At 51.2% G+C, this 24624-nt stretch carries 18 protein-coding genes; 5 read left to right on the plus strand and 13 right to left on the minus strand.

The annotated features are described in order from the left end of the window. The first annotated feature begins 155 nt into the window (after window positions 1-155). Window positions 156-1442 (plus strand): MFS transporter, encoded by a 1287-nt coding sequence (locus IP582_RS12775; protein ID WP_193793376.1) that lies wholly within the window; start codon window positions 156-158, stop codon window positions 1440-1442. A 76-nt stretch (window positions 1443-1518) separates the two neighbouring features. Here IP582_RS12775 and IP582_RS12780 read toward each other — a convergent pair whose 3' ends face one another. The 4 genes from IP582_RS12780 to IP582_RS12795 form a co-directional block, all read right to left on the minus strand. After that, window positions 1519-2283: an SDR family oxidoreductase gene (locus IP582_RS12780; RefSeq protein ID WP_039079009.1), complete on the minus strand. Its 765-nt coding sequence runs from the start codon at window positions 2281-2283 to the stop codon at window positions 1519-1521. Between the two features lie 51 nt (window positions 2284-2334). Next, entirely contained in the window at window positions 2335-3288 is a 954-nt protein-coding gene (locus IP582_RS12785) for a 2-hydroxyacid dehydrogenase (protein ID WP_193793377.1), read from the minus strand. A 70-nt stretch (window positions 3289-3358) separates the two neighbouring features. Further along, window positions 3359-3736 carry a VOC family protein gene (locus IP582_RS12790; RefSeq protein ID WP_193793378.1) on the minus strand — a complete coding sequence of 126 codons (378 nt, stop codon included), beginning with the start codon at window positions 3734-3736 and terminating at the stop codon, window positions 3359-3361. 120 nt (window positions 3737-3856) lie between these two features. After that, window positions 3857-5185, minus strand: a complete 1329-nt coding sequence (locus IP582_RS12795) for an MFS transporter (RefSeq protein WP_169039366.1) — start codon at window positions 5183-5185, stop codon at window positions 3857-3859. 493 nt (window positions 5186-5678) lie between these two features. On the opposite strand from IP582_RS12795, the gene IP582_RS12800 reads away from it, so the two are divergent. After that, entirely contained in the window at window positions 5679-6869 is a 1191-nt protein-coding gene (locus IP582_RS12800; protein WP_228007883.1) for a citrate synthase family protein, read from the plus strand. A gap of 59 nt (window positions 6870-6928) precedes the next feature. Here the strand turns inward: IP582_RS12800 and IP582_RS12805 are convergent, their stop codons facing one another. Both IP582_RS12805 and IP582_RS12810 read right to left on the minus strand, forming a co-directional pair. Beyond that, complete coding sequence (locus IP582_RS12805) at window positions 6929-8392, minus strand: aspartate aminotransferase family protein (protein ID WP_108701291.1); 1464 nt, start codon at window positions 8390-8392, stop codon at window positions 6929-6931. Window positions 8393-8409: 17 nt separating this feature from the next. Beyond that, on the minus strand, window positions 8410-9795 hold the full coding sequence (locus IP582_RS12810; protein WP_193793379.1) for a diaminobutyrate--2-oxoglutarate transaminase: 1386 nt from the start codon (window positions 9793-9795) through the stop codon (window positions 8410-8412). Window positions 9796-10574: 779 nt separating this feature from the next. Between IP582_RS12810 and lysC the strand changes: the two genes are divergently transcribed. Further along, complete coding sequence (lysC, locus tag IP582_RS12815) at window positions 10575-11936, plus strand: lysine-sensitive aspartokinase 3 (protein WP_193793380.1); 1362 nt, start codon at window positions 10575-10577, stop codon at window positions 11934-11936. 60 nt (window positions 11937-11996) lie between these two features. On the opposite strand, the gene IP582_RS12820 is transcribed toward lysC, so the two are convergent. Further along, complete coding sequence (locus IP582_RS12820; RefSeq protein ID WP_193793381.1) at window positions 11997-14924, minus strand: HD domain-containing phosphohydrolase; 2928 nt, start codon at window positions 14922-14924, stop codon at window positions 11997-11999. Between the two features lie 346 nt (window positions 14925-15270). On the opposite strand from IP582_RS12820, the gene IP582_RS12825 reads away from it, so the two are divergent. Then, complete coding sequence (locus tag IP582_RS12825) at window positions 15271-16548, plus strand: glycoside hydrolase family 10 protein (protein WP_228007884.1); 1278 nt, start codon at window positions 15271-15273, stop codon at window positions 16546-16548. Between the two features lie 76 nt (window positions 16549-16624). Here IP582_RS12825 and IP582_RS12830 read toward each other — a convergent pair whose 3' ends face one another. From IP582_RS12830 to IP582_RS12850, 5 genes are all read right to left on the minus strand, one after another. Continuing rightward, complete coding sequence (locus tag IP582_RS12830; protein WP_193793383.1) at window positions 16625-20074, minus strand: DEAD/DEAH box helicase; 3450 nt, start codon at window positions 20072-20074, stop codon at window positions 16625-16627. Continuing rightward, the gene (locus IP582_RS12835; protein WP_193793384.1) at window positions 20071-20463 is read right to left on the minus strand and encodes a hypothetical protein; all 393 of its coding nucleotides are present in this window, start codon (window positions 20461-20463) and stop codon (window positions 20071-20073) included. The genes IP582_RS12830 and IP582_RS12835 overlap by 4 nt, the downstream gene beginning before the upstream one ends. 80 nt (window positions 20464-20543) lie before the next feature. Continuing rightward, window positions 20544-21098, minus strand: a complete 555-nt coding sequence (locus IP582_RS12840; RefSeq protein WP_193793385.1) for a hypothetical protein — start codon at window positions 21096-21098, stop codon at window positions 20544-20546. Further along, a complete protein-coding gene (locus tag IP582_RS12845) occupies window positions 21095-22255 on the minus strand; it encodes a hypothetical protein (protein ID WP_193793386.1) in 1161 nt (386 codons plus the stop codon). The genes IP582_RS12840 and IP582_RS12845 overlap by 4 nt, the downstream gene beginning before the upstream one ends. A 344-nt stretch (window positions 22256-22599) precedes the next feature. Continuing rightward, a complete protein-coding gene (locus tag IP582_RS12850) occupies window positions 22600-22965 on the minus strand; it encodes a hypothetical protein (protein ID WP_193793387.1) in 366 nt (121 codons plus the stop codon). A 118-nt stretch (window positions 22966-23083) separates the two neighbouring features. Here IP582_RS12850 and IP582_RS12855 point away from each other — a divergent pair, with 118 nt between their 5' ends. Then, window positions 23084-23695 (plus strand): GNAT family N-acetyltransferase, encoded by a 612-nt coding sequence (locus IP582_RS12855; RefSeq protein WP_193793388.1) that lies wholly within the window; start codon window positions 23084-23086, stop codon window positions 23693-23695. Here the strand turns inward: IP582_RS12855 and IP582_RS12860 are convergent. Next, the gene (locus IP582_RS12860) at window positions 23688-24581 is read right to left on the minus strand and encodes a LysR family transcriptional regulator (protein WP_039078997.1); all 894 of its coding nucleotides are present in this window, start codon (window positions 24579-24581) and stop codon (window positions 23688-23690) included. The two genes, IP582_RS12855 and IP582_RS12860, sit on opposite strands and share 8 nt — an antisense overlap. Window positions 24582-24624 lie beyond the last annotated feature (43 nt).

Here is a 24624-nt window from a genome sequence, read left to right on the forward strand (position 1 = left end):
GAGCGCCCTTTCCGCCAGCTTCACCACGGACACAGACTGTGACGGCTAAGTCGTTTATTTACTGGATCCTCTTCTCTTTTTTTCATCCGCAACAAATTTACGTTATGTTGACGGAATGTTTCCTTCATCCGTCCTCATAATGTTTGATACGCACGATGAAATTTAACGCCTTCATGCGCCTCGGTCCCGCATTCTTCCTTTTACAAACCGCAACGACCCTCAGCCTGTTGGCTGGGCATGTATTCCGTCTGGCTCTGGCATGGTGGTGCTTAAAGGAAACCCATTCAGCGGTCGCCTTCTCATCATTGATCGCGTTTTCCGTTGCCGCCGAGATTTACCTGAAGCCTTTTCTCGCCTCATTCGGCGATCGGTTTCACCGCGTAAAGTTTATTAACGGCTGTCAGCTCGCGGTTTTCGTCATCATGATGCTGTTTTCTCTTGCCTGTTCGGCGGGACAATTCAACCTCGTTTTACTGACCGCAGGCCTCATCGCGATGAGCGCGGTGGCATCAGTCAGAGAGCCCACCATCATGGGTCTGATCCCCGATCTGGTCGATGACGGTCATGTTTCACGCGCCATATCAAGTCGCTCGGCCATCAATTCCGTGATTATGCTCACCGGGCCGGTGCTGGCCGCCTCGCTAATCGCTTTGTTTTCTATTGGCCTGGCGCTTTATGTCGCCGCATTACTGCAAGGATTATCGGGCCTGGCCTGCGTTCTGCTTGCGAAACGGTCTGTGTGCGTGCATCCGCCAGGCGCAGGTGAAAGCTGGTTCAGCAAAACGAAAGGCGGATTTGTCGCCATTTACCGTGTCAAATCAGAGTTTCACATCGCCTTAATTTCCGCGCTCATCAATTTTACGATGTTCCCCTTCTTTTCTGTGACGATTCCGTTTTGGATGAGCACGGAGTTGCACCTGCCCGCCTCGTACCTTGGCGCATTTGAATTTTCCTTCGCCATCGGATTACTGGCCGGCAGTCTCTACCTTAATGCGGCAATAACCCGAAACATTGGACGTTTCTGGAATGTCGTTATCGGGTTTATTTTGTTGGGTGGGAGCGTTCCGGCTATTGTGCTGGTCCCGAATATCAACATCTCGATTGCGCTAGCCTTCTTCTGTGGCCTGGCGTTCAACTTAATCAATGTGAATCTCAGCACCCTGAGAGCAACCGCCACCCCCGGACATTATCGGACTCGGATGGCGGCCATGTCGGCGTTTCTCTCGAGTCTGGTCAACCCTTTCGGCGTCCTGATAGCAGGCGGGTTTATTCACTGGCTGGGTGTGAGTGTGTTCACGCTCTTTTCAGGGCTTGCCGTGTTAATGATAGCCCCACTGCTTCTCTGTTCATGGCATCTGAAGAGGGCGCTGTCCCTTGAAGAGAGTGAGATGAAAGGCTACTACGAAAAAACCTACCCGAAGGCCTTCACCAAAGAGGGATAAGAAACACAGTCCTCAATCCGTTTACGCGTCAGGCGCAACCGGACTGAGTCTGGATGTAAATGGACTTTCTGAGCGTTTAACCGCGCCCGACAAACGGCATTTTGGTCGCCATCACGGTGATAAACTGCACATTGGTATCAAGCGGAACACTGGCCATGTAGACCACGCTGTTAGCGACCTGCGACACATCCATCATCGCTTCCACCGCCAGTTCGCCATTGGCCTGCTTCACACCTTTAGACATCCGCTGCGATAATTCCGTATACGCATTACCAATATCAATCTGCCCACAGGCGATATCGTACTTTCTGCCATCGAGCGAAATGCTCTTCGTCAGCCCGGTCACGCCATGCTTGGTTGCCGTATAGGCGGCCGAATCAGGACGTGGCGCGTGCGCCGAAACAGATCCATTGTTAATGATACGGCCCCCCTGCGGGGTTTGTTCCTTCATCAGGCGGAATGCGCCCTGAGCACAAAGGAACATTCCGGTCAGATTGACATTCACCACGGCGGACCACTTCTCGTAGCTCAGCTCTTCAAAGGGGATACCGGGAAAATTGGTTCCGGCATTATTAAACAACACATCAAGGCGCCCGAGCTTATCCTTGATCCGCGCAAACAACGCATTGACCGATTCGGGGTCGGTTACATCAGTCGGTACGACCATGGTCTGGCCGCCCTCACTACTATCTTCCATCGCGGCAACTGTCTCCAGTAGAGGATCCAGACGACGGCCAGCAAGAACAACAAAATAGCCGGCACGGAACAGCGCCAGCGCCGTTGCCCTGCCAATCCCGGTGCCCGCGCCGGTGACCAGGGCAATCTTTCTTGAGGTGATCATCACTGCTTCCTTCATTTAATAGTTTGATAAACAGAATAATAGCAGTCCTGCTCAACGGGTCAGACTGTTCTCGGGACGCTGTCCGGAAAGCGCCTGGGCAAGACTCGCCAGCACCATTTCCCCCATCGCGGTACGCGTCTCCACCGTGGCACTGGCGCGATGCGCCTGCAACACAACGCTGTCCAGGCCAAAAAGCACCTCAGGAACATTCGGTTCATCAACGAAAACATCCAGCCCCGCACCGCTGATGCGTCCTTCGGTTAACGCCGCGACCAGATCAGGTTCATTGACCAGTTTTCCGCGAGCGATGTTCACGAGGAAACCATCCTGCCCCAGCGCATCAAGGACGGCGGCATTAATAATGCCTTCCGCTTTGTCCGCAGAAGCGGAAAGGATTAGCGCGTCGCTCTGGCGGGCCAGTTCCTGAAGGTCAGCTATAAACGGGTAATCAAGGTCTTGCATGGCATGCAGGTCGGTATAGCTGATCGGGCATCCGAATGCCGATGCGCGGGCGGCAATGGCGCGCCCTACCCGGCCCATTCCGACGATACCGACCCGCATGCCGCTGAAACGGCGGGAAAGCGGTATGGAACCCGGATGCGGATTTTTTGCCCACAGTCCGTTACGCACCACACGGTCGCCGGAACAGATACCGCGACAGGTCGCGATCAGCAGGCCAATGGCAAGGTCAGCCACATCTTCTGTCAGCGCGCCAAGCGTGGCGGTAACATGAATTCCACGTTTGCGGGCGTAGTCCAGATCGACCGCATCCACACCAACGCCATTAATAGCGACCACTTCAAGCGCGGGCAGTTTTTCCATAAGCGCATTGCTAATACCCGTATGACCACCGGAGACAACGCCGCGAATGCTATTACCGTGTTCTTTAATAAAGGCCTCTTTATCGTCGATCTCAAAGTAACGATAAACGGTATAGAGGGCGTTCAGTTTCTCGCTAATCGCGGGAATTAAAATAGGGTTTAACTGCAAAATACTGGGTTTCATAACATCAGATCCATAGTTGCGCCAATCAATGGCTGGCGTGTTAGTCGTTATTGCCTGCGCACTGCCGAATTTATGGCAGGTCTCTTTCAAGTATTTCAATGGAGATATTTTGCGGTCCGCGAATAAAGCACCCGCGCACACCGGGACGAAGCGTTTTTGGCTCCTGAGTAAATACCACACCGCGTTTTTTTAATTCGGCGGCGACATCATTGAGGTTGTCGACCGTCAGGCCAAAATGGTCCAGCCCCTGGTATGGCGGCAGTGGCGCTGGTGCAACGCCATCGCCTTCAGTCACTGGCGCGATAAAGATATCGATTCCGGCAAGGCGAATATCCACTTTGCCTGGCTTACGAATAATTTCGGCATCCAGGCAACGCTCAAACCATGACGCGGTCAATTCCGGGTCCGGGCTGCGCAGTTGTAAATGGTCCCATTTAAACTTAATCACTTCCTCTCCCTCGTAATAATTCCAGCCTGACCACATGACATTGTGAATCTTTAACGGCACAGGCTGGATAAATCAGTACACAATCACTGTGGCATTTAACGTGCTATTTCGTTAATCGCATTAATCCATTTCAATTCGGGATAATGGTCCGAGAAGGAATGAATAGGCGAATGCGCCAATCAAACACATAATCCCCATCATATTGAGCGCCCAAAAGAACTGGCCCGTCGCATGCAGAATATAACCAATCATGATCGGCGTGGTGACGCCGGCAATATTAGCGGCAAGGCTGGTGATGCTGCTGGTTAACCCAATATATTGCCGTGGTGCAATTTCCGACACGGCAGCCCAGGACGACGATCCTACCCCCTGCGCAAAGAAAGAGACGGTTAAAATAGCGATAATCAACTCATTCGAGGTGACAAAATTAACCAGTAATATAGAAGACCCCAGCAGCGTACCGATGATCAACGGCGCCTTGCGCGCTGCTGACATAGAATAACCACGGCGAATAAAATAATCAGAGAAGAAACCCGCTAACAGAATCCCTGCGGTTGCGCCGAGAAATGGCAACGCCTGGAAAATCCCCACCTTAATCATCGTCATCTGACGCTCTTCGACAAGATAAGTCATAAACCAGGTGGTGAAAAATACCAGGATGGCATTATTGCAGAATTTACCCAGGCAAATCGCCAGAATTTGACGGTGTTTCAACAAGCGCAGCGCATTTTTCCAGTCAAAACGGTCACGCTCTTTTTTACCGACAAGGCCGCCACCCTCACGAATATGTTTCAGTTCCGCCGCATTTGCCGAACGATGATTGAGCGGATCGCGGTACCAGAAGTACCACAGAATACCGAAAAGCACGCCAGCGCCACCGGTCAGATAAAAGGCTGAACGCCAGCCAAAACCATTCGCCATCCATAAAATCAGACCGGTGAATAAGGGGGTGCCAATGTATTGCCCCATAACATATACGCTGGTCGCAAATCCCCTTTCGCTGGTCGGAAACCACATGGTGACCGCGCGTGCGTTAGAGGGAAAAGCCGGTGCTTCAAGGGCACCAATCGCCAGTCGTGAACCGAACAGCATATTAAATCCGCTTGCCAGCCCTTGCGTCATGGTCGCCAGCGACCAGGTAATCAACGAAAAAGCGTAAGCAATACGGGAGCCTAGCACGTCGGCAATAATACCACCGGGGATAAGCGCAAACGCATATGTCAGGCCAAATGCCGCGAATATCTGTCCCATCTGAACTTTATCGAGAGTCAGATCTTTACTGATAAACGGGGCCAGAATACCAATACACGATCTGTCGACAAAATTAAGGATTGTCGCAAACAAAATAAGGCCCAGCATGTAATATCGAATGCGTGTTGCCTTTCGCGGTGTTGCTATGCCGGCCTCTCTTGCTGCCTCGGCAAGCTCTTGTTGTTGTACATGGTTCATATTTTTGTCCTTCATGGATTTGTAGGTGTTCTTTTATTTACCGCCCTGCAATTTCAGAGAGGTAATAATTATGGGTAAGTGTTCTTGCCGACGAAAAGGTGCGGTAGTCGTTATAATTAATGCTTTATATTTACCGTCATTCATTTTGTTGTTTTTATCATTGAGTACTTATTTGACGGTAGAATAAGGTCTTGTCAGGATCAATCTTGATTAAATTAATCAATATAAATATCTGTCATCAGAACTCAGGAGTGTGACGAGTGAGCGATAGATTGCATCTCTTCGTTGACAACATCCTTATTCAGGTATCTCAAAATGCCATACAATGAGAAAACGAAACGGCAGGGTATTTATTTCCTCGCTTTATGTCACGTTATCACCAATATCTCACCATTCTGCGATCTATCTATCAGTTGATTATATTAATCAACATTGATTGAACAACGACTGGGATATAAAGTTTATTGATTCGGTTCAGTGGTGATCAGGCTCAATGATGGAACCCAAGATTAAAATAGCACCATGGCTTACGCTGGAGGAGGTTCAGGACTTTCTCGGCGTGCGTGCGCAAACCATCTATGCATACGTTAGCCGTGGATTGATTGCCTCCCACCCGGATCCACACAACATACGCCGCAGCCTGTACAGCGCCGAGAATATTCAGAAGCTGAAACAGAAGAAGCAGCAAGGCCGGAAGCGGGAAACGCTCGCCGCAAATACCCTTTTTGGCACCGAACCCAGTATTCCGACAGCTATCTCGACGTTTGCCCGTGGTCGTCTGTTTTACCGGGGAAAAGATGTGATCAACTTTGCTAAAGAGGCGACGCTGGAAGAGACCGCCCGCCTGCTATGGGACGCAGAAAGCCTGGACGCGTTTTCCGTTCAGGCGCGTGATTACCCGCCCTATCCCCCGGATCGTACGCATGCGTTTGTCGCGCTGGCAACGGCAACCGCCACGGGCCATTCCACCCATGCGCGTACGCCACGCGTACTGCATGCAGAAGCGGCAAACCTGGTGGGCCATCTGGCCTCGACATTTGGTGCCGAAAATACCCCCTCTTTGCTGATTCATCAGCGTCTCGCAAAGGGCTGGGGAAAAGAAAAGGATGTGGCGGATCTCCTGCGCAAAGCGATGGTGCTGCTTGCCGATCATGAGCTGACCAGTTCCGCGTTCGCCACGCGTATTGCCGCCTCTAACGGCGCATCGTTATCCGCCTGTCTGCTGACCGGGCTGGCGACCTTTACCGGCCCGCTGCATGGCGATGCCACCCCGCGTGTGAAAGCGCTGTTAGATGAGGTCGAGCGTTCCAGTGCCGAACAGGTGGTTAACCGTTATCTCTCCTCGGCGCTGCCGATTCCGGGCTTCGGCCACCATCTGTATCCCGATGGCGACCCGCGTGCGGTTGCCCTGCTGGAAGAGTTCGAACCGCCGGAAGAGATCGCCAAATTTATCGAAAAGGTCACGACCCTGACCGGGCTTTATCCCAACATTGATGCGGTGCTGGCCGCTCTGGTAACACGTTACCGGCTACAGGGCGATGCGGCCTTTGCGCTTTTCTCCATCGCCCGCAGCGTCGGGTTGCTGGCGCATGCGATGGAGCAAATCAATACCTGTAAGGTGATTCGTCCGCGCGGTCGCTACATCGGGCCAGATCTGAATGTACCGGTGAACGGGCGCAACTGAGCAGGCATAAAAAAACCGACAGCATTTCTGCTGTCGGTTTTTACAGGCTCAGGGCTAAATCAGGCGTTCAGCAGTTGCTGACCGCACGCTTTCACGCTTTCCAGCAGCACTTTAACGTCCTGCAGGTTGACGGTCGGGTTCAGCAACGTCAGTTTCAGGCAGGTGATGCCATCTGCTTCGGTTACCCCCACGTTCGCCGCGCCAGAAGCCAGCAGCGCATCGCCGATACGCTGGTTCAACAGGGCAACAAATGCCATATCACCCTGTGCCGGACGGAAGCGGAACAGCACGCTCGCCAGTTGCGGTTTCATGACCAGTTCCAGTTGCGGCTGTTCAAGAACCCAGGCGGCCACATCCTGCGCCAGCGTTACACCGTTATCGATGATTTCGGCATATTTCTTCTGACCCAGTGCTTCAAGGCCCATCCACAATTTCAGGGCGTCAAAACGACGGGTGGTCTGTAAAGACTTCGATACCAGGTTCGGAACACCGTGCTCTTCGTCAAAGTCGGAGTTCAGGTAAGCCGCCTGGTAACGCATCAGTTGATAGTGACGGGCATCTTTGAGCAAGAATGCGCCGCAACTGATGGTCTGGAAGAACTGTTTATGGAAATCCAGTGTCACGGAATCCACTAACTCAAGACCGTTCAGGTAATGACGATACTTCTCGGACAGCAGCAGTGCGCCGCCCCAGGCTGCATCGACGTGAACCCAGATCCCTTCTTTTGCCGCCAGTGCTGCGATATCGGCCAGCGGATCGATAGCGCCCGCATCGGTGGTGCCAGCGGTTGCGACAATCGCCATCACCTGCTCACCGTTGGCTTTCGCCTGCGCCAGTTTCTCAGACAGATCGCTCACGTCCATGCGTGAGAATTCGTCCGTTTTCACCAGCGTGACAGAACGGTAGCCCAGCCCCATCAGCGCCATATTCTTCTGCACAGAGAAGTGCGCATTTTCAGAACAGAACACTTTGAGCTTGCTGAGATCGCCCGTTAAGCCGTTCTGCTGAACAGAGTGGCCCTGACGCGCGAAGAATGCATCACGCGCCAGCATCAGGCCCATCAGGTTACTCTGCGTCCCGCCGCTGGTGAACACACCCGCGTCACCCGCCCCGAAACCGACCTGCTCACGCAGCCATTCAATCAGCTTCACTTCCATGATGGTGGCAGACGGGCTTTGATCCCAGGAGTCCATACTCTGGTTGGTGGCGTTAATCAGCACTTCCGCCGCCTGGCTAATCACCAGACTCGGGCAGTGCAGATGCGCCACGCACTGCGGGTGGTGCACGGACAGACTGTCTTTGAGGAAGTACTCCACGGCGCGCTCAATAGCGGCCTGGTTACCCAGGCCCTGAGAGTTGAACTCTAACTTGATGCGCTCGCGGAGCTGCTCGACGGTCTTGCCCTGATACATCTCAGGTTGCTGTAACCATTGCACAACGGCTTTCGTGCTTTGCTCAATGGCGTCCTGATAGGCAGCAATGCTCTGCTCAGAACCTGACAGAATCGGATTAATATCAGACATGCGATCGACAACTCCGATTAAACAGGCTTAACGCCAGCGTTCAGCAACGCGGTTTCAAATTTATCCAGGAAGATTTCCAGTTCTGCATTGCTGATCAGCAGCGAAGGCAGCAGACGCAGTACACAACCGTTACGGCCACCGCGCTCCAGAATCAGACCCGCTTTGAAGCACTCTTTCTGCAGCAGTGCAGACAGTTCGCCATCAGCCGGGTAGCAACCCATGTGATCCTGCGCTTCGTTCGGTTTCACGATCTCGATACCGATCATCAGACCCAGACCGCGAATGTGACCGATAACCGGGTAACGTTGCTGCAGCTCGGCCAGTTTGCCTTTCAGCCACTCGCCCTGCACAGCGACTTTATCGGCAATGCGATCGTCTTTGAGGATTTTCAGCGTGGTCAGGCCGGTAGCCATTGCCAACTGGTTGCCACGGAACGTCCCGGTGTGGTGACCCGGAGCCCAGGCGTCAAACTGTTTTTTGATACCCAGTACAGCCAGCGGCAGACCGCCACCCACGGCTTTGGACATGACAATGATGTCAGGCTCAATGCCCGCGTGTTCAAAGGCGAACAACTTACCGGTACGGGCAAAACCAGCCTGCACTTCGTCGATAATCAGCATAATGCCGTGTTCCTGGGTCACTTTACGGATCCGCTGCAGCCACTCAGCCGGGGCCGGGTTAACACCGCCCTCGCCTTGTACGGCTTCCAGGATCACAGCAGCAGGCTTACGCACACCGCTTTCGACGTCGTTAATCAGGTTATCGAAGTAGTAGGTCAGCGCTTTGACACCGGCTTCACCGCCGATACCCAGCGGGCAGCGGTACTGGTTCGGATACGGCATAAACTGGACTTCTGGCATCATACCGTTGACAGCCTCTTTCGGTGACAGGTTACCCGTCACGGAGAGCGCGCCATGGGTCATGCCATGGTAACCACCGGAGAAGCTGAGCACGCCAGAACGGCCAGTGACCTTTTTCGCCAGTTTCAGTGCGGCTTCAACGGCGTCAGCGCCGGAAGGACCGGTAAATTGCAGGCAGTACTCTTTACCCTGACCCGGCAACAGCGACAGAAGATAAGATGAAAACTCATCTTTCAACGGCGTGGTCAGGTCGAGCGTATGTAACGGTAAGCCACTGGTAATGACACTTTGGATGCTCTGAAGCACTTCAGGATGGTTATGACCAAGCGCCATCGTCCCGGCACCTGCGAGGCAGTCAAGGTATTGATTGCCCTCCACATCAGTGATCCAAACGCCCTGTGCTTTGGCAATCGCTAAAGGCAATTTGCGCGGATAGCTGCGGACATTGGATTCAAACTCAGCTTGTCTTGCTAAAAAGGTTTCATTGCTTTGCGGTAATGAATTAGCACTCAAAGTATCAATACGGACTTTATCCGTCATCATATCACTCCTACAACCGCGGGTATGTTTAACGCCGGGTTGAATTAATGTTTAAGGGGGGGTGTAAAAAACGCGGCTAATATATGTTTTTTTAGCAACGGACTCAATATTTTATTTTCCACACCCGTTTAAGGCTTTTTTATTTGAAATCAATGAGAAACAACGCAACTGGCTTTAATGCAGGCATCATATTTTGTAACTAATTCTGTTACTTAGTGGGTAATGCCTGTTTTATGTACAACATCATGATAACAACGTCGCCCTAACCTATATTATGGTTATTTATTCTGGATTTGCTGTCATTTAAAGTTAATGATGATGGAAGCAGTTGAGTGCATTATTATTTTTTTTACTTCTTTGCCATAAAGCGTAAGGAAATTATCGATCCGGCGGGTTAAATCACTTACTATGCCCGCGATAAAAATCCCGCAGGTCGCGATAGCGGGTAAAAGCGACGATTTCGTTTGTTAAAACTAACGGGAAAACGTGACGTTTTCTCGCAAGCTTACCCTGCGCGACAAAGAAGAAACGCATATTGCAAAAGGAATTAATAATTTAAGTCATAAATAAGTAACACCCCGGTAACGCGTTACAGGCAAACATGTTATCGACAACGGGAGCAACATCCTGGGTTGTAACCAGAAATGTTCGCGGGCGGACATTTCGTAAGGCGTAAGCCGCTGACGTAACGGGTATCTCCCCTTCACGCAGCCCGCTTCCCTTATGCCGAGAATGAAAATTTTCATGCCATTCCTTATATGGCGCCCTGATATGAGATTGTTATGACTCGCATTTATCCACAAATCGTTGTTGCGAAATTTGGCGGCACCAGTGTTGCTGATTTTGACGCGATGAACCGTAGTGCCTCCATCGTCCTTGCCGATCAAGATGTTCGTCTGGTTGTATTGTCCGCCTCTGCTGGCGTCACCAATCTGTTAGTGGAGCTTTCCGCTGGCCTGGAGAGTGGTGAACGCACGGACAAAATCGAAACGCTACGCGCCATTCAGTACAACATTATTTCCCGCCTGAGCCAGCCAACCGCTATCAGTCAGGAAATCGACCATCTGCTCGAAAACATCAGCCGTCTTGCCGAAGAAGCGGCCAGCGTCAGTTCAACGGCGTTGAACGACGCGTTAGTCAGCCACGGTGAGCTGATGTCCAGCCTGCTGTTTGTTGAAGTGTTGCGCGAACGTGGCGTTGAAACACAGTGGTTCGATGCTCGCAAAGTGATTCGCACAAATGACTGTTTCGGCTGTGCAGAACCGGCGCCAGAGGCAATCGCAGAACTGGCGGAAAAACAGCTTCGCCCGCGTCTTGAGCAGGCGCTGGTGATCACTCAGGGCTTTATTGGCAGTGATGCGAAGGGGCATACGACAACGCTGGGTCGCGGCGGTAGCGATTACAGCGCGTCACTGTTTGGCGAGGCATTACACGCCGCACGTGTGGATATCTGGACCGATGTTGCCGGGATTTACACCACCGATCCCCGCATTGTTCCCCAGGCGCAGCGCATGGATAACGTCTCATTTTCTGAGGCCAGCGAAATGGCGGCCTATGGCGCCAAAGTGCTGCATCCGGCCACTATGCTGCCTGCGATGCGCAAAAATATACCGGTCTTTGTGGGCTCCAGTAAAAACCCTTCGGCGGGCGGCACGTTGGTGTGTTGTCATGCGGATAACCCCCCCCGCTACCGTGCGCTGGCTGTGCGTCGTAAACAGACGCTGCTGAAATTGCACAGTCTGAATACCCAACCGGCCTGCGTTTTTCTGGCTGAGATGTTCGCGGTGCTGTCGCGACATAATACGGTGATTGATTTGGTCACCACCTCAGAAACCAGCATTGCGCTGATCCTCAACGCATCGGGCGCGACCTCCGGTGATGCGGACTCATTGACCACCTCGCTGTTGACCGAACTCTCTTCCCGCTGTCGCGTTGAGCTGGAAACCGGTCTGGACCTGGTGACGCTCATCGGTAACGACCTGACTCAGGCGTCAGGTGTCTGCAAAGATGTGTTCACTGAGCTGGAAAAACATCACGTGCGGATGATTTGCCACGGTGCGTCCGACCATACGCTCTGTTTCCTGCTGCCAGCCGCCTCCTCAGACAGCGCGGTAAAAGCGCTTCATCGCAGTTTATTTGAATAAGACTGCGCAACCCGAAGCGAGCGGATGTCCTGTTCGCTTCGGGTCAGCGACCTACGGTATTTAAGCCGGGCTGGTTTCTGGCGTTACCCCCTCAACGTGCTGCGGCTTAATTTTTGCCACCAGCGCCGAAACATTCACGTTGTCCGTTTTCTCGGGATCCAGATAGGTTTGTGCATAATCAAGCCAGACGCCCGATTGCAGGAAGAGGATAAACAGCTCCCGGTCCAGGTGATGCTCATTGACCATACTGACCATGATACCCAGCGCTTCAGAGAGCAATTTCCCCGGTTTATACGGTCGGTCGATGGCCGTTAATGCTTCGAAAACATCGGCTATCGCCAGCATTTTGACCTGCATACTCATCTGCGAATCATTAAGCTGATATGGATAGCCTTTGCCGTCTACCCGTTCATGATGTCCACCAGCAATCATCGGCACATTGGCCATTGTGCGTGGGAATGGCAGATTATCCAGCATGATAATGGTCTGCATAATGTGTTCATTGATTTTGTAGCGCTCTTCCTCATTCAACGTGCCGCGCCGGATACGCAAATTATAAATTTCACCATAGTTATACTGGTACAGCGGTTTTTTTAGTTTGAAGTGATATCTGTCAGCCTCTTTACTGACATCGGTGCGGTAGACGATGTGCTCTTCTTTATCTGCGAGCATCGGCTCCTGTGCGGGTAACGGCGCGGCGGGCTGACGTTGTTTACGCATCAACTCCTCTTGTGAAATGCCCACAGTATCGTCGAGTGTGCGCGTCCAGCGGTAGTTGGCAATCTTATTAATACGTGCCAGTGCATCATCAGAGAGAAACTCGCTGCCAATATTACAGCGGGCAATAAAGTAGAAATCGTCATCAAGCTGGCGCAGTGTCGCGTCCAGCGCCTGCGCATCCGCGTTCTCCCGATGATGGCGCAAGAACTCAATTTCTTTTTCCCGTTTAAGCAGTTCAAAGCGCATGCGGATTTCATGGATCCGGTTGTAGATCTGCTCAAGCTTGGTGGCTTTATCCACGACAACTTCCGGGGTGGTGATCTTCCCGCAATCATGCAGCCAGCAGGCGGTATGTAATTCGTCCCACTCATTTGCGGAAAGCGTAAAGCTGGCGAAAGGCCCGTCTTGTGCTTCTACGGCGGCTTTTGCCAGCATTTTTGTGATAACCGGCACGCGCTGGCAATGACCTCCGGTATAGGGGCTTTTCTCATCAATCGCCCCGGCGATCAGTTTAATAAAGGCATTGAGCAGTTTCTTCTGTTCTGCCAAAAGATGTTGCGCTTCGATCGCCACCGAAAGCATGCCGACCAGCGAATTAATCAACTGAATTTTTGCATTTTCCTGTTTATCGCTCAGCACATCGGTATTAAAAAGCAGCAGGAAACCCATGGGGTGATTATCGTGGGTTTGCATCGGTACGGCGACATAACGCACCGGGAGATGCGGTAAAAGAAACGCCAGCAGTGACGGGGGGATATTTTCACGGGTCAACATGCCGCTTACCGTCTGCCCCTGTAAGAGTTGCCAGAACCTGGCGTAGTGTTCATGGTCAACGGCGAGCGGTTGAATGTCCGAGAAATCGATGTTTTCCTCACGCCAACGAAATGCGGCGGGCGTGAACTCATTCGCATCCTGATTGGAAAGAAAAACCATTCCGCCGGTCATGTCAGCGATTTCCGTCGTTTCGGTCAGGAGTCCCTGCATCTGCTGGGTAAAATTATCCTTAACGGTCAACATACTGCCCATCGAAATAAATTTGATTAGCGTCTGTTTCATTTTTGCCATCGCAGTATGCAAGTCATCTATCTCTTCGATGATCGAACGGCCACCAGGACGCTCTTCGGCCTCAAAATTTAACTGGCTTATCTCCTCCGCATCTTCACGCAGTCTGAGTAACGGATGAGAGATTTTGCGCGAGAAATACCAGATAACCGGCAGGCTGAGGAGGAGTAACAGGAAAGCGATCAACGTAGAACGATCGCTGATTGCACTGGCATCGGCCGTCAAAAAAGCCGCCGGGGTGGCAATCACCAGTCGGTAGTCATTTCCCGAACTGTGAATGTTAACCACTGAGCCATACCAGTCTTCGTTTCCAACAGTGAAAATACGACTGTGCCTGGCATCTTCATGTGCCAGTAATGATTGTAATACCGGCAAGTTATCCATTTTCAAACCGCCGTTATTACCAACCTCACCTGTTGGCAGGCTGGCAATAATCTCACCGGACTCTGACAAGATGGCGGCCTGGCTGCCAGGCGGTAACCCTTGTTGTTGCAAAAAGGCGGATAGTAAAGCGAGAGATACATCGAGCCCAATCACCGCATGCTGATTATCAGCCCGCTGACTGTAGGTAAAACCGGTTTCGCCTGTGGCTTTAAAGATATAGTTGGGTGAGGTAATCAGTCCTTTTTCATCGAGGGCGAGCGTATACCATTTCCGGGTGCGGGGATCGTAATTATCATAGGGCACAGTGGCCGATGAAATAATGTTTTGCGCACTGTCTAAATAAAACGCTTTTTTCTCGGGAGGATTTGCCTCAAATCGGTAATTTTGTACCAGCCATTGGGCATTAACCGGGCTTTTAAATAACGCCCGATTTTGGTTCGTCAAGCGACGAAGAATAAAAAAGTCTCCGTTGTCCCAGGCGCAGTAGACGGAGCTGGCGTAATCATTCTGTTGCAGGATCGTGATGAAGCTACTCAACTGCGCCATGCGCTGTGGTTCTGTCACGGCATCAGCGACAGGCATCTTCGCCAGCATATTGACCGAACTCGCCATTGTGCGTGTCAGCGAATTCAGTTCCGCCGCCATCGCTTTACCCGTTTGTTGGTAGCGTTGATGTGTGCTGACTTCCGCAAGCTTTGTCAGCCGACTATGGTTGAAAAGAATGATAATGCTGCCAATTGAAACAATGAGTAGTGTAAAAAGAACGGTTATCTGGATGTGCAACGGATATCGGTTTTTTAGTTTTCTTATTCGCGTTTTCATTGGCGCTTTTCCTTGGGCTTTTCCAGGAAAGATACGAATACATTTCTAAGCATAACCGAAGCCGTTAAAAGCGACAGGCGCTCCAAAAAAAGACTATTTTTCTGCGTATTAAGTCAGAATTTGCCCGATCCTGTCATGCATTAAGTCCTGCATGTTGTCGTTACCACTGGCAGAGCAACATCGGTCGGCCGTTCTGCGCGTACGCGCAATACGCTTTAACGCATTGACTTACCCCGTAATAAGCCGAAAATGTGCCTCCAGGCGACAACCTGAAATACTGGAGTATCCCATTAACCGCTCACGTCGTTTGTTTACATTAACGAAAATCAAAAAAACCAGTGTGTTTATGGCAACGGTGCTGTTACTCGCCAGTTGTAACTCTAAGCCACCCGTCTCGCTCGTTACCCCGCTTCCGCCGGTCGCTAAACATCCCATCGCGGATAAAGCGTCGCAAAACAACGAGCCGGTGCGTGGGATCTGGCTGGCAACGGTTTCCCGTCTTGACTGGCCGCCGCTTGCCTCGGTGAATGGCGCAGGCAGTGCGCAAAGCCGGATTGATCAGCAGCAGCACGCCATGCGGGTAAAGCTGGATAAGCTCAAAAGCCTTGGCATCAATACCGTCTTTTTCCAGGTAAAACCGGATGGCACGGCGCTGTGGCCGTCAAAAATTCTGCCCTGGTCCGATACCCTTACGGGGAAAATTGGTCAGGATCCGGGCTACGATCCGCTGCAATTTATGCTCGATGAAGCACATAAGCGCGGCATGCGGGTACACGCCTGGTTTAACCCTTACCGTGTATCCACCAATATTAAACCCTCTACGGTGGCCGCGCTGAATTCAACCCTGCCGCTGCATCCCTCCAGCGTCTTTGTCCTGCATCGCGACTGGGTGCGTACGGCGGGCGATCGGTATGTCCTTGATCCCGGTATTCCGGATGCGCGGGACTGGATAACCAGCATTGTGGCAGAGGTTGTCAGCCGTTATCCGGTCGATGGTGTGCAGTTCGATGACTATTTTTATACCGAGACGCCGGGTTCTGCGCTTAATGACAGCGAGACGTTCAGAAAATATGGCCAGGGATTTGCGTCGAAGGCTGACTGGCGGCGTTATAATACGCAGCAGTTGATCGAGCAGGTTTCGCGTACCATCAAACAGATTAACCCGGATGTTGAGTTCGGCGTCAGCCCTGCTGGGGTATGGCGTAACCGCTCTTTCGACCCGGCAGGTTCCGATACGCGAGGCGCCGCTGCCTATGATGAGTCTTTTGCTGATACCCGCCGCTGGGTACAGCAAGGATTGCTGGACTACATCGCCCCGCAGTTGTACTGGCCGTTTGCCCGTGACGCGGCGCGTTATGATGTGCTGGCGAAATGGTGGGCGGACGTTGTAAAACCGACGAAAACCCGTCTGTATATTGGCGTTGCGCTGTATAAAGTGGGCGAACCCTCAAAGAATGAGCCGGACTGGACGGTCAATGGCGGTGTGCCGGAACTGAAAAAACAGCTCGATTTGAATGAGTCGACGCCGCAAATAAAAGGCACAATTCTGTTTCGTGAGGATTACCTGAATCAGCCGCAAACACAGCAGGCGGTCAATTACCTGAAAAGCCGCTGGGGTAATTAATCATCAATGCAGCCCAGGGAATACACTCCCCCGGGCTGTTTAGTTTAGCGTTCATGCCTTTCAGGCAAAACCTTCTTCATGCAGGCTTACGCGGACTAGACCTGACAGCGTTCTCTTTTCTGACTGGCTTAGCACCACGTGGAGTCAACATGATTCCCCCAGGTGGAATCTGCTCTATCACTTCGGCAAAAAGGTTTCGCTCGTTGGTGTTTCTTTTTTTCGACTTTAAGAAATTGAAATCACCGAAAAAGATCAGATTCTCCCTTGCCCTTGAACAGGCGACATTCAAACGTTTCCAGTCAAGAATGAAACGTAAATTACCGCGAGTTCGCACCACTGAATAAAGAACAATGTCCGCTTCGCTACCCTGGAAGCTGTCTACCGTATTAATTCGGATACTGAGATTGCCGAGTTGATAATCTCCATTCGACTGCGGGCAATGTTCTGCAATTAAACTCCTTAACAAACGCTTTTGTGCGCCGTAAGGCGTGATGACCGCAACGTCTTTCCTGCCCTCGCGCATCTTCCCGGCAAGATTGACCAGAAAAGTGACGATGGCTTTTGCTTCCTGGAGGTTTTTTTTACTCGTGCCTTCTTGTGCTTCATGCCCCAGTATATCTTTCCACATCAAAGAAACCGGATGGATAAAATGGGTCGGTTCAATATCGCGCCCGTTATATAGCATTCTTTTGCCGTCAGGACTGTAGAACAGCGTCGCGACAAGATCGCCTATTGGCGCTGGCATCCGGAACTGCTCGCTTAAAAAGCATTTTGATTCCGGCGGAAGTTCATTGTAAAGGGTTTCAAAAAAGCTCGTTTCCAGAAAACAGGCTTCCAGGAAAGGTAATTCTTCATTCGCCTCATCGGTCTGGAGTAAAGGCGCAATGCCTGGCGGCAACTGAAAATGATCGCCAATGAGCACCACTTTTTTAGCCCTTAATATAGGGATAAGCAGCTCGGGTACAGTTGACCGCCCCGCTTCATCAATGATCACCACATCAAAACGTAATTGGTCAATACTCTGTTTGCGCGAGGCCAGGCCTACGCACGTTGCGCCAACCAGGTTGTTACTGGAAAGTAGCATCCAGACCAGCTCTTGATCGTATTTTGTATTCCCTTCGCTCTGCTCAGGGCCGAGCACGTCATAAAGCCACTGGCTGGCCAGCGCCGCCTCGTCCTCATCACCACTACAGGCGGCCTGCGTCGCGACAACACGGCTTTTTTGTACAAACTCAAGTTGCTGCTGTTGCAGCGTAAATTCACGCAGTTTGCCGTCAACTTTGTTTTCCGGGCCAATACGCAACAAGCGCACATCGCGATCTGCCAGCTCCCTTGCATGTGAAGCAACAAATCGCTCAAGCGCATTGTCCACCGCGACATGCTGTTGCGAAACTAAAAGCACGCGCGTATCCGCACGGTAAGAGAAGATTTGATGGAGCAACTCAACAATACAGGTGGTTTTGGCCGTGCCGGGAGGCCCCTGAACCAACGAGAGATACTTCTCACAAAGCACTTTTTTAATCACATCTTGCTGCGCTGATGTGAGAAGCGGGTTTTGCCACTCAATTCCTGAGCTGAAACGGGCGACCCACCAGGGATCCTGTTCCGCCCGATATAAAGACGGGGCCAGTAAAATATCTTTAATACGGGGTTCAACCAGCGCGTCGTAACGAAAAGCCTCAAGTGCATCGCTTTGCCGCTTGAGCGCATCATCGTAGACATAGAGACTCAAACGTAGCGGCGTATGCTCAGGCGCTTCCTCACAGGCAGCAAGCATCGCCTTCGCATTCAATGTCGGTAAGCGAAGGGTTAGCTGCTGGTTCTCCTCCTGAACATTGAGACGTTTTCGCTGATTAAACGGGACAGGTTCAAGCCAGCCAAATTCCCCCTCACCTTTATCCCCCCAGTAAGTCAGCCGACAATGAGGAATAAACCCTGAACGTTGTATCTCTTTGAACTGCTTTACAAAGTCTGCAAACCCTGACTCTTTCGCCGCCACGTTGTAAGTCATAACCACTTCATAGCCTTCAGTCGCGAATTCGCCAGGCGTACCCTGAATATGGAATTCATTTTGCTGTTGCTGGTAGCGCAGGACATCTCCCCACTGGTGAAGCAGTTGGCTTTGCGCGAGCCGTGCAGATCGGTTTGCGGCGCTGTTGGCAATATGATTGACAAAGTTAATCAGTGCGTCCAGGGCATCGGGGCTACGTAATGATTGCGCCTCAAGGCGCGCATCAGCGGGTATCAATGTAAAAGGAAGGACATAACCTTCTGCAAGATCGGTGTACTCGCGGATTTGTGTGACGCGCAGGCACGCATTTTCAATATCGATATCACAGGTGCAGCAAATATTATGACGCGCAACGGACAGGTTTAAATCGCCCGTCTCCACCAGATGCCATGGAGTGGGATCATTGGCGTAAAGTGATTCTCCCCACTCCGCTTCAAGTTGGTTCGGCTGGAGATACAAATAAAGCTGACGTTCTTCAACTGTTCCCGGCGCTGTATTGCCGAGCATGCTAATTTGAATCGCTTTCTTTTGCGTCTGAGTGCCCGGAGTCGCATCCAGTGTCAGGTTATATAAATCCGCCCAGGCCTCGATCTTTTGCCCCGGCACCAGGTCAATAAGTGGATTTGTCGTCAACTGACGAGGCAGAAATGCCTTTATTGTTTTCCCCATCGAATGGGCAAAATATCCCAACCGATTACCCCGCTCAATTTCAAACTCAAGCGGTGCCGAGGACAGAATACCGTCGACATATGCGATGCCACGAGCCACGCAGCCGTAATATATGCGATGACCGTGTTTGCCCACTCTCTCATGAACAATCTGCAGTGGTATCGCTTCTTGATTGTGGTAATTGAAAAATAGACTTTTTTGGAAATCATTACTGCGGCCTTGTAAACCAAAATTACTGGTCAAATGAAGGCGGCTATTAAACGTCAGATCCCTGTCGATTTCATGGCGCTCAACCAAAACAACCTTTCCTGGGTAAAGCCATTCAGCGGGAAGAGTTGGTGAAGGCGGCTGTAATTCACCGATAATGGCACTGAGTTGTTCGGCAGAAAGGTGACCAGTTACTTTCTGTCCATAATCAGATAATCGTTGTTCGTACCATGACAAATACGCTTTGTAGGCTTCAAGCCGCGCTTGCGCATCTTCTACTTTGCAGAAATTTTGTTGCAACGCGCGTCTTCTGTAAGGGCTAAGCGTTTCGTTTTCTAATTCCGTACGAATATTTTCCGGTAATGTTTTGAGCTCTTTTTCGATCGGATCAATTTTTTTGTAAAGCGTACGATGATGCCGGGAAAGTTTCGCCAACAGTTCGCTAAGCGCTTTTTTCAGGTGCTCTTGTTGCAGAGTCTCAAGCTTTATATCGAACTCACCTAACTGCGCATTAAGTTCGTTAATTTGCTCCCGAAGCTGCTCATGTCTACGCTCTTCGTCTTCCGTGGCACTATCGAATAGCCATGCCGCCGTGCCTGCGGCAATGGCAATGCCAGCAACGATAAATAATGGATTCACTCAGTCTGTCCACCGTTACTTTCACTGGCTGGTATACAAAGACTCTGCAATATCAACAGTTCTTGTTCCGTAATGGTGCCTTGCCTGAGTTTTTCTCGCAGAATCTTTGCCGTCTCCTCTCGCGATTCATGGTTCATCACCCATCTTTTATGGCTGTCATCCGCAGCCTGGCGCGCATTTTCCAGTTTTATCCGCTCCACGTTCAGCTCGTCTTTACGTTCCGTCAATTTATAGTGGGCGATTTGCACGTCATTATTTGACACATGCATATCACGCAAGCTCTGTGCTTTAATCTGCCTGGTGCGCTCAGCCTCAGCCGCATAATCTGCGATAGATAAACCTACCTGTGCGGCAGAGTTCACAACCGCAACATATTGTGCGCCGGTCAATCCCGCATTCCTGGGACCTTTGCTGGTTGACGGGCTTTTCGAAACTTTAGAGGGTGTTTTCATTTTATCTACTCTCACGATTATCGGTCATTCGGCCCATCAAAGGCGGCGACCAGACAGGCAAGCTGGGCTTGCATGAACGTATCCGTAGCCTTTACCAGCGCGCTAAACTCTGGTGTCCGGTATGTTTGTTGTTTGCGTAGCGTGTTGAGTTGCGCCAGCAGCGCATCCAGATTTCGCCGATTGGCGCGTATCGCTTTGACTAAGCGTTGCGATGCCTGCTGATCATTTTTAAGAAGATTATCGAGCAACTGTATACGGTGCTGTTGATCGACTTTCATCAACTCCTGCTCAATATCAAGCCTCTTATCAAGGTTTTGAATTTGTACTTCCAGCGCCTGCTTTTGCGCTAACAATTGTTCGGTAATCTCCCTTGTCTGCCGGTATCGAAGGAATGCGTTAATACAATCAATCACCGCAACACCTGCGTCCAGCCACACAGCAGCGGGATTCACACCCTTGCCGGCAGCCCGAACCAGTTGATAGAGCACCCGTCCTGAACGAAACGTTCGCGCCTGCCGATCGGAAAAAGGTAATGACTCAAACACCGAATCAAATAACGGAACGGTTTTCATTGCGGCATTCCCTGTGGCAGCGGCGTCTTTATATTTTTAGCAATTAACTGTGAAAGAACCGAATAACTCAATGCTATTTTTCTGGTTGCCGTTGTAACAACAACTTCTTTACTCAGAAATGCGCTATCAGCGGGCATATCTATCGTCAATTTTTCCATCACCGCAGAAAGGGGAAGGTTGACGCTTTCCTGCCATGAACTTACCTGCTCATAAAGAGGTTCTGTCTGCAGAGGGGCGCCTGATAGCAGGCAAACATCAAAACGATGGGGGGCAGGCTCTGGGATCTCGTCGCTCAGTATTGGCGGCACACGATAGGTCGCACTGTAATGCAAAACCGGCGCGTAAAGGATCAGCTGCTTACCGCTGTCATTACCGGTATCAAGACCCTGAGCAAGCATAAGTTCAATATAGCCCGGCTGAGATAATTCGCGATCAAGCTCCAGCTCGAAATCCCAGGCAAGCTTCTGCTCAAGCAGCGCGTCATGTTCTGCTTCATCGCAGAGTAACAACAACAGTGGCATGAGATCCCCTTTGTCGTCCTTATAGTCACTGAGCCTTCGCGACAACCTCTGCTGCTGCAAAACTTCCAGGATATTCCAGTCACGTTCAAATTCAGGTAATCGAATCCCGTTGATATCATCCCCGTGCTGTACGATCTGGTCAGCGGAAAGGAGAATTAACGGGGAATTTCTGTTATCCAGCCCATCTATCCACAGGGAAAAACGACGGCCCGTTAACCCTGCCGCCTTCGCCATTTGATGCCCCTGCGTGGTTAACGCCCTGCTCGCCGGTTCGTACCAACCCAAACCGGCCAGCCGGGTCAGTATGGGTGACAGATGTTCTTCCGTCAGACCCGTGATACGTTCAATATCCTCCAGTCCGTACCCCTCTGTTGAGAGTGCCTTAAGAACGAATTGCGACACTTTACCCAGCCCCGAAAGCAACTGATGCTTTAAGGTGAAAGTGTATTTTCGAAGGGGAAGATAGACGGTTAGATCCGCGGGTAGTGTGTTGTTGCCAGGGCATACGATTGGCGCGGCTTCGGTTGTGACAGTTTCAGAGTCAGAGAGCGCATCATCAGGTGTGGCTGTTTTTTGTCCGGGGTTCCCAGCGCGTATTTCGCCAAAAGACAGACTGCTAAAGAGATTGCCAAACATATTTCCTCACATGCCCTTCACGGTTGCCGTGATAATCCACTATGACGCTCTAGTCAATATGTGCCCTGTTCGCTCTTAATAAAAGAATAACCAGAAACAGGCAGGACACGCAACCTATTGAATATTGGTAGTATGTGTTCAAAATGTGAGAGAGACAATATGTTATGGTTGTCTGCAAATTTTAAAAACATTTACCAGCAGAAATAGTTTCTGCCTTATAAGCAACTCCCTGAAATAGCTTATAAGGCAATTTTTATTACACTTAACGCAAATTTATCCAGTTAATGCATAACATGCTGTGAATGTTTTTAGTCATTACGTCCGATACGCTAGCTCAACCTGGATCACATCAACTGTCTCAGCATTTTTATGTTTTTATCATTCGGTTCCTGATGTAATTCGACACAATATTTTTCGCCATACACTTCGAGTAATTTTTGTACTGTGCCGCGACTGTTTCTGCTGTCCATCCACAGCTCTTCTCGCGCCTTATCGCCAATTTTAACCATCTCGTTGTGGCTTAGTGCAGGCGGGGTTGTGCCGAAAAACAGCATGCTGTTCTTTTTATAGTTATCCTGCGCATGCTCATTCCCTAATTCATCAACGGCTAAACCACACTTTAATAATTTTTTAACTTTCGTTTCCTGGGTGTCACAACCTTGCAAAAGGAGAAGACTAAAAGCAATTATTACTGCTCTTGTGAGTTTCATTCCTGACCTTAACTAAAATAAAAAGCCGCGATTTCATGCAATTATATTAAAATCCGTTTGAAAGATGTAGTCTGTCTTGAAATAACTGAGAGCACGCACCTGCAATTAAGGAAAATAAATGAGCACTGCAACCACCTCTATCGCGTTAGGCTATTCTGATGTCCCACCGGGACATGTGGCATCGGTCGTCACCTGTCTCGAAATGCGTTCCAAACCGCAGCAGGAAACCTTACCCCTGCCCGAGGGCATCACCCTGGCGCCGCTGGTTAACGTGGATTTGGTCGCCTACCGCGCGCTGTTTCGCAAGATTGGCGCTAAATGGCTGTGGTTTTCCCGTCTCTATATGGCCGATGACAAACTGACCGCTATCCTGAACGACCCGAACGTTGAAGCCTGGGTTATTCGCGATGGCGCAGAGGATATCGGTATGCTTGAGCTGGATTTTAGTGAACCCGGCCAGTGTGAACTGGTGTTTTTGGGGCTGGTAGAGGGCACAACCGGCAAAGGGCTGGGCCGCGCCATTATGAGCAGAGCGACAGAACGCGCCTTTGCGAAACCCATCGAACGTTTCTGGGTACACACCTGTACCTTTGACCACCCGTCGGCGCTCAGTTTTTATATCCGCTCAGGCTTTGTCCCCTACGCTTTTCAGGTTGAAGTACAGGCCGACCCGCGCCTGACAGGCCATCTACCTGCCGACGCCGCACCGCACATTCCGCTGATCAGATGACGTTGTAAGCGGCGCGAAGCGTATTGAGCAGCGCCTGCGCCGCCGTGGAAAGCTGCGCATGGTCGAGGCGAAGAATTCCCACGCGCCGTTCGATCACCGGGTTTATCAAGGGTACGCACACCGCCCCCAGTTCGATCATCTGTTTTTCGCACAACGCAGGCACCGCGCTTGCGCCAAGACCACTTGCCACCATACGACCGACCGTCACCAGTTGATGACTTTCAAAGGCCACTTCCAGCTTATGCCCACTGCGGGCCAGTCTCTCTTCGAGCATGATGCGTACCGCTGAAGGCCGTTGCAGCGTAATAAAATCGAGCTTGAGCAGTTCACGCCAGCTTACCTGCTCCTTTTGTGCCAGCGGACAGTCGCGCGGCACCACGGCCAGAAAGCGATCCATGGCCAGCGGCGTAAAGTGGAGGCTGGACGCGGGCTCCGGTTCAAAGGCGATCCCCATCTCCACCCGCCCGTCGCTTATCATTTCGATAACCTGTTCGTTAATGACATCGTGCACCGTCACGTTAATGCCCGCATAGCGATCGCGAAACGCCTTAAGCACAGGGGGGAGCGCATTGGCAGCGAAAGATGGCATCGCGGCAACCGACACCTTGCCTCTCTGTAACGTAAAACGCTGACGCAGCGCCTCTTCGGCGTTATCGCAATCGGCAATAAGCTGGCGCGCCATCGGGAAAAGCGCCTCGCCTTCCGGCGTAAGGGTGACCCGCCGCGTGGTCCGCGTCAGCAATGCGCCCCCCAGAACCTCTTCCAGCCCGCGAATCGCCAGACTCAGGGCCGGTTGCGACATATTCAGCTTTTCGCTCGCATGGGCGAAGTTAAGAGTGTGAGCTACCGCTAAAAACGCGCGTAACTGTTTGATGGTCATTCTCATTTATCATTTCATTAACTTATTGAAAAAGATTAATTAACAAAAT

This window comes from Citrobacter sp. BDA59-3, from assembly GCF_015167655.1.
Taxonomy (GTDB): Bacteria; Pseudomonadota; Gammaproteobacteria; order Enterobacterales; family Enterobacteriaceae; genus Phytobacter; species Phytobacter diazotrophicus.

What these genes read in the sequence shown, in the direction of transcription:
- IP582_RS12850 (WP_193793387.1), bottom strand. Translation starts at nt 22,965, where the DNA reads ATGAAACTCACAAGAGCAGTAATAATTGCTTTTAGTCTTCTCCTTTTG.
- IP582_RS12805 (WP_108701291.1), bottom strand. Translation starts at nt 8,392, where the DNA reads ATGTCTGATATTAATCCGATTCTGTCAGGTTCTGAGCAGAGCATTGCT.
- IP582_RS12775 (WP_193793376.1), top strand. Translation starts at nt 156, where the DNA reads ATGAAATTTAACGCCTTCATGCGCCTCGGTCCCGCATTCTTCCTTTTA.
- IP582_RS12795 (WP_169039366.1), bottom strand. Translation starts at nt 5,185, where the DNA reads ATGAACCATGTACAACAACAAGAGCTTGCCGAGGCAGCAAGAGAGGCC.
- IP582_RS12845 (WP_193793386.1), bottom strand. Translation starts at nt 22,255, where the DNA reads ATGTTTGGCAATCTCTTTAGCAGTCTGTCTTTTGGCGAAATACGCGCT.
- IP582_RS12840 (WP_193793385.1), bottom strand. Translation starts at nt 21,098, where the DNA reads ATGAAAACCGTTCCGTTATTTGATTCGGTGTTTGAGTCATTACCTTTT.
- IP582_RS12825 (WP_228007884.1), top strand. Translation starts at nt 15,271, where the DNA reads ATGGCAACGGTGCTGTTACTCGCCAGTTGTAACTCTAAGCCACCCGTC.
- IP582_RS12860 (WP_039078997.1), bottom strand. Translation starts at nt 24,581, where the DNA reads ATGAGAATGACCATCAAACAGTTACGCGCGTTTTTAGCGGTAGCTCAC.
- IP582_RS12800 (WP_228007883.1), top strand. Translation starts at nt 5,679, where the DNA reads ATGATGGAACCCAAGATTAAAATAGCACCATGGCTTACGCTGGAGGAG.
- lysC (WP_193793380.1), top strand. Translation starts at nt 10,575, where the DNA reads ATGACTCGCATTTATCCACAAATCGTTGTTGCGAAATTTGGCGGCACC.
- IP582_RS12780 (WP_039079009.1), bottom strand. Translation starts at nt 2,283, where the DNA reads ATGATCACCTCAAGAAAGATTGCCCTGGTCACCGGCGCGGGCACCGGG.
- IP582_RS12785 (WP_193793377.1), bottom strand. Translation starts at nt 3,288, where the DNA reads ATGAAACCCAGTATTTTGCAGTTAAACCCTATTTTAATTCCCGCGATT.
- IP582_RS12810 (WP_193793379.1), bottom strand. Translation starts at nt 9,795, where the DNA reads ATGATGACGGATAAAGTCCGTATTGATACTTTGAGTGCTAATTCATTA.
- IP582_RS12820 (WP_193793381.1), bottom strand. Translation starts at nt 14,924, where the DNA reads ATGAAAACGCGAATAAGAAAACTAAAAAACCGATATCCGTTGCACATC.
- IP582_RS12855 (WP_193793388.1), top strand. Translation starts at nt 23,084, where the DNA reads ATGAGCACTGCAACCACCTCTATCGCGTTAGGCTATTCTGATGTCCCA.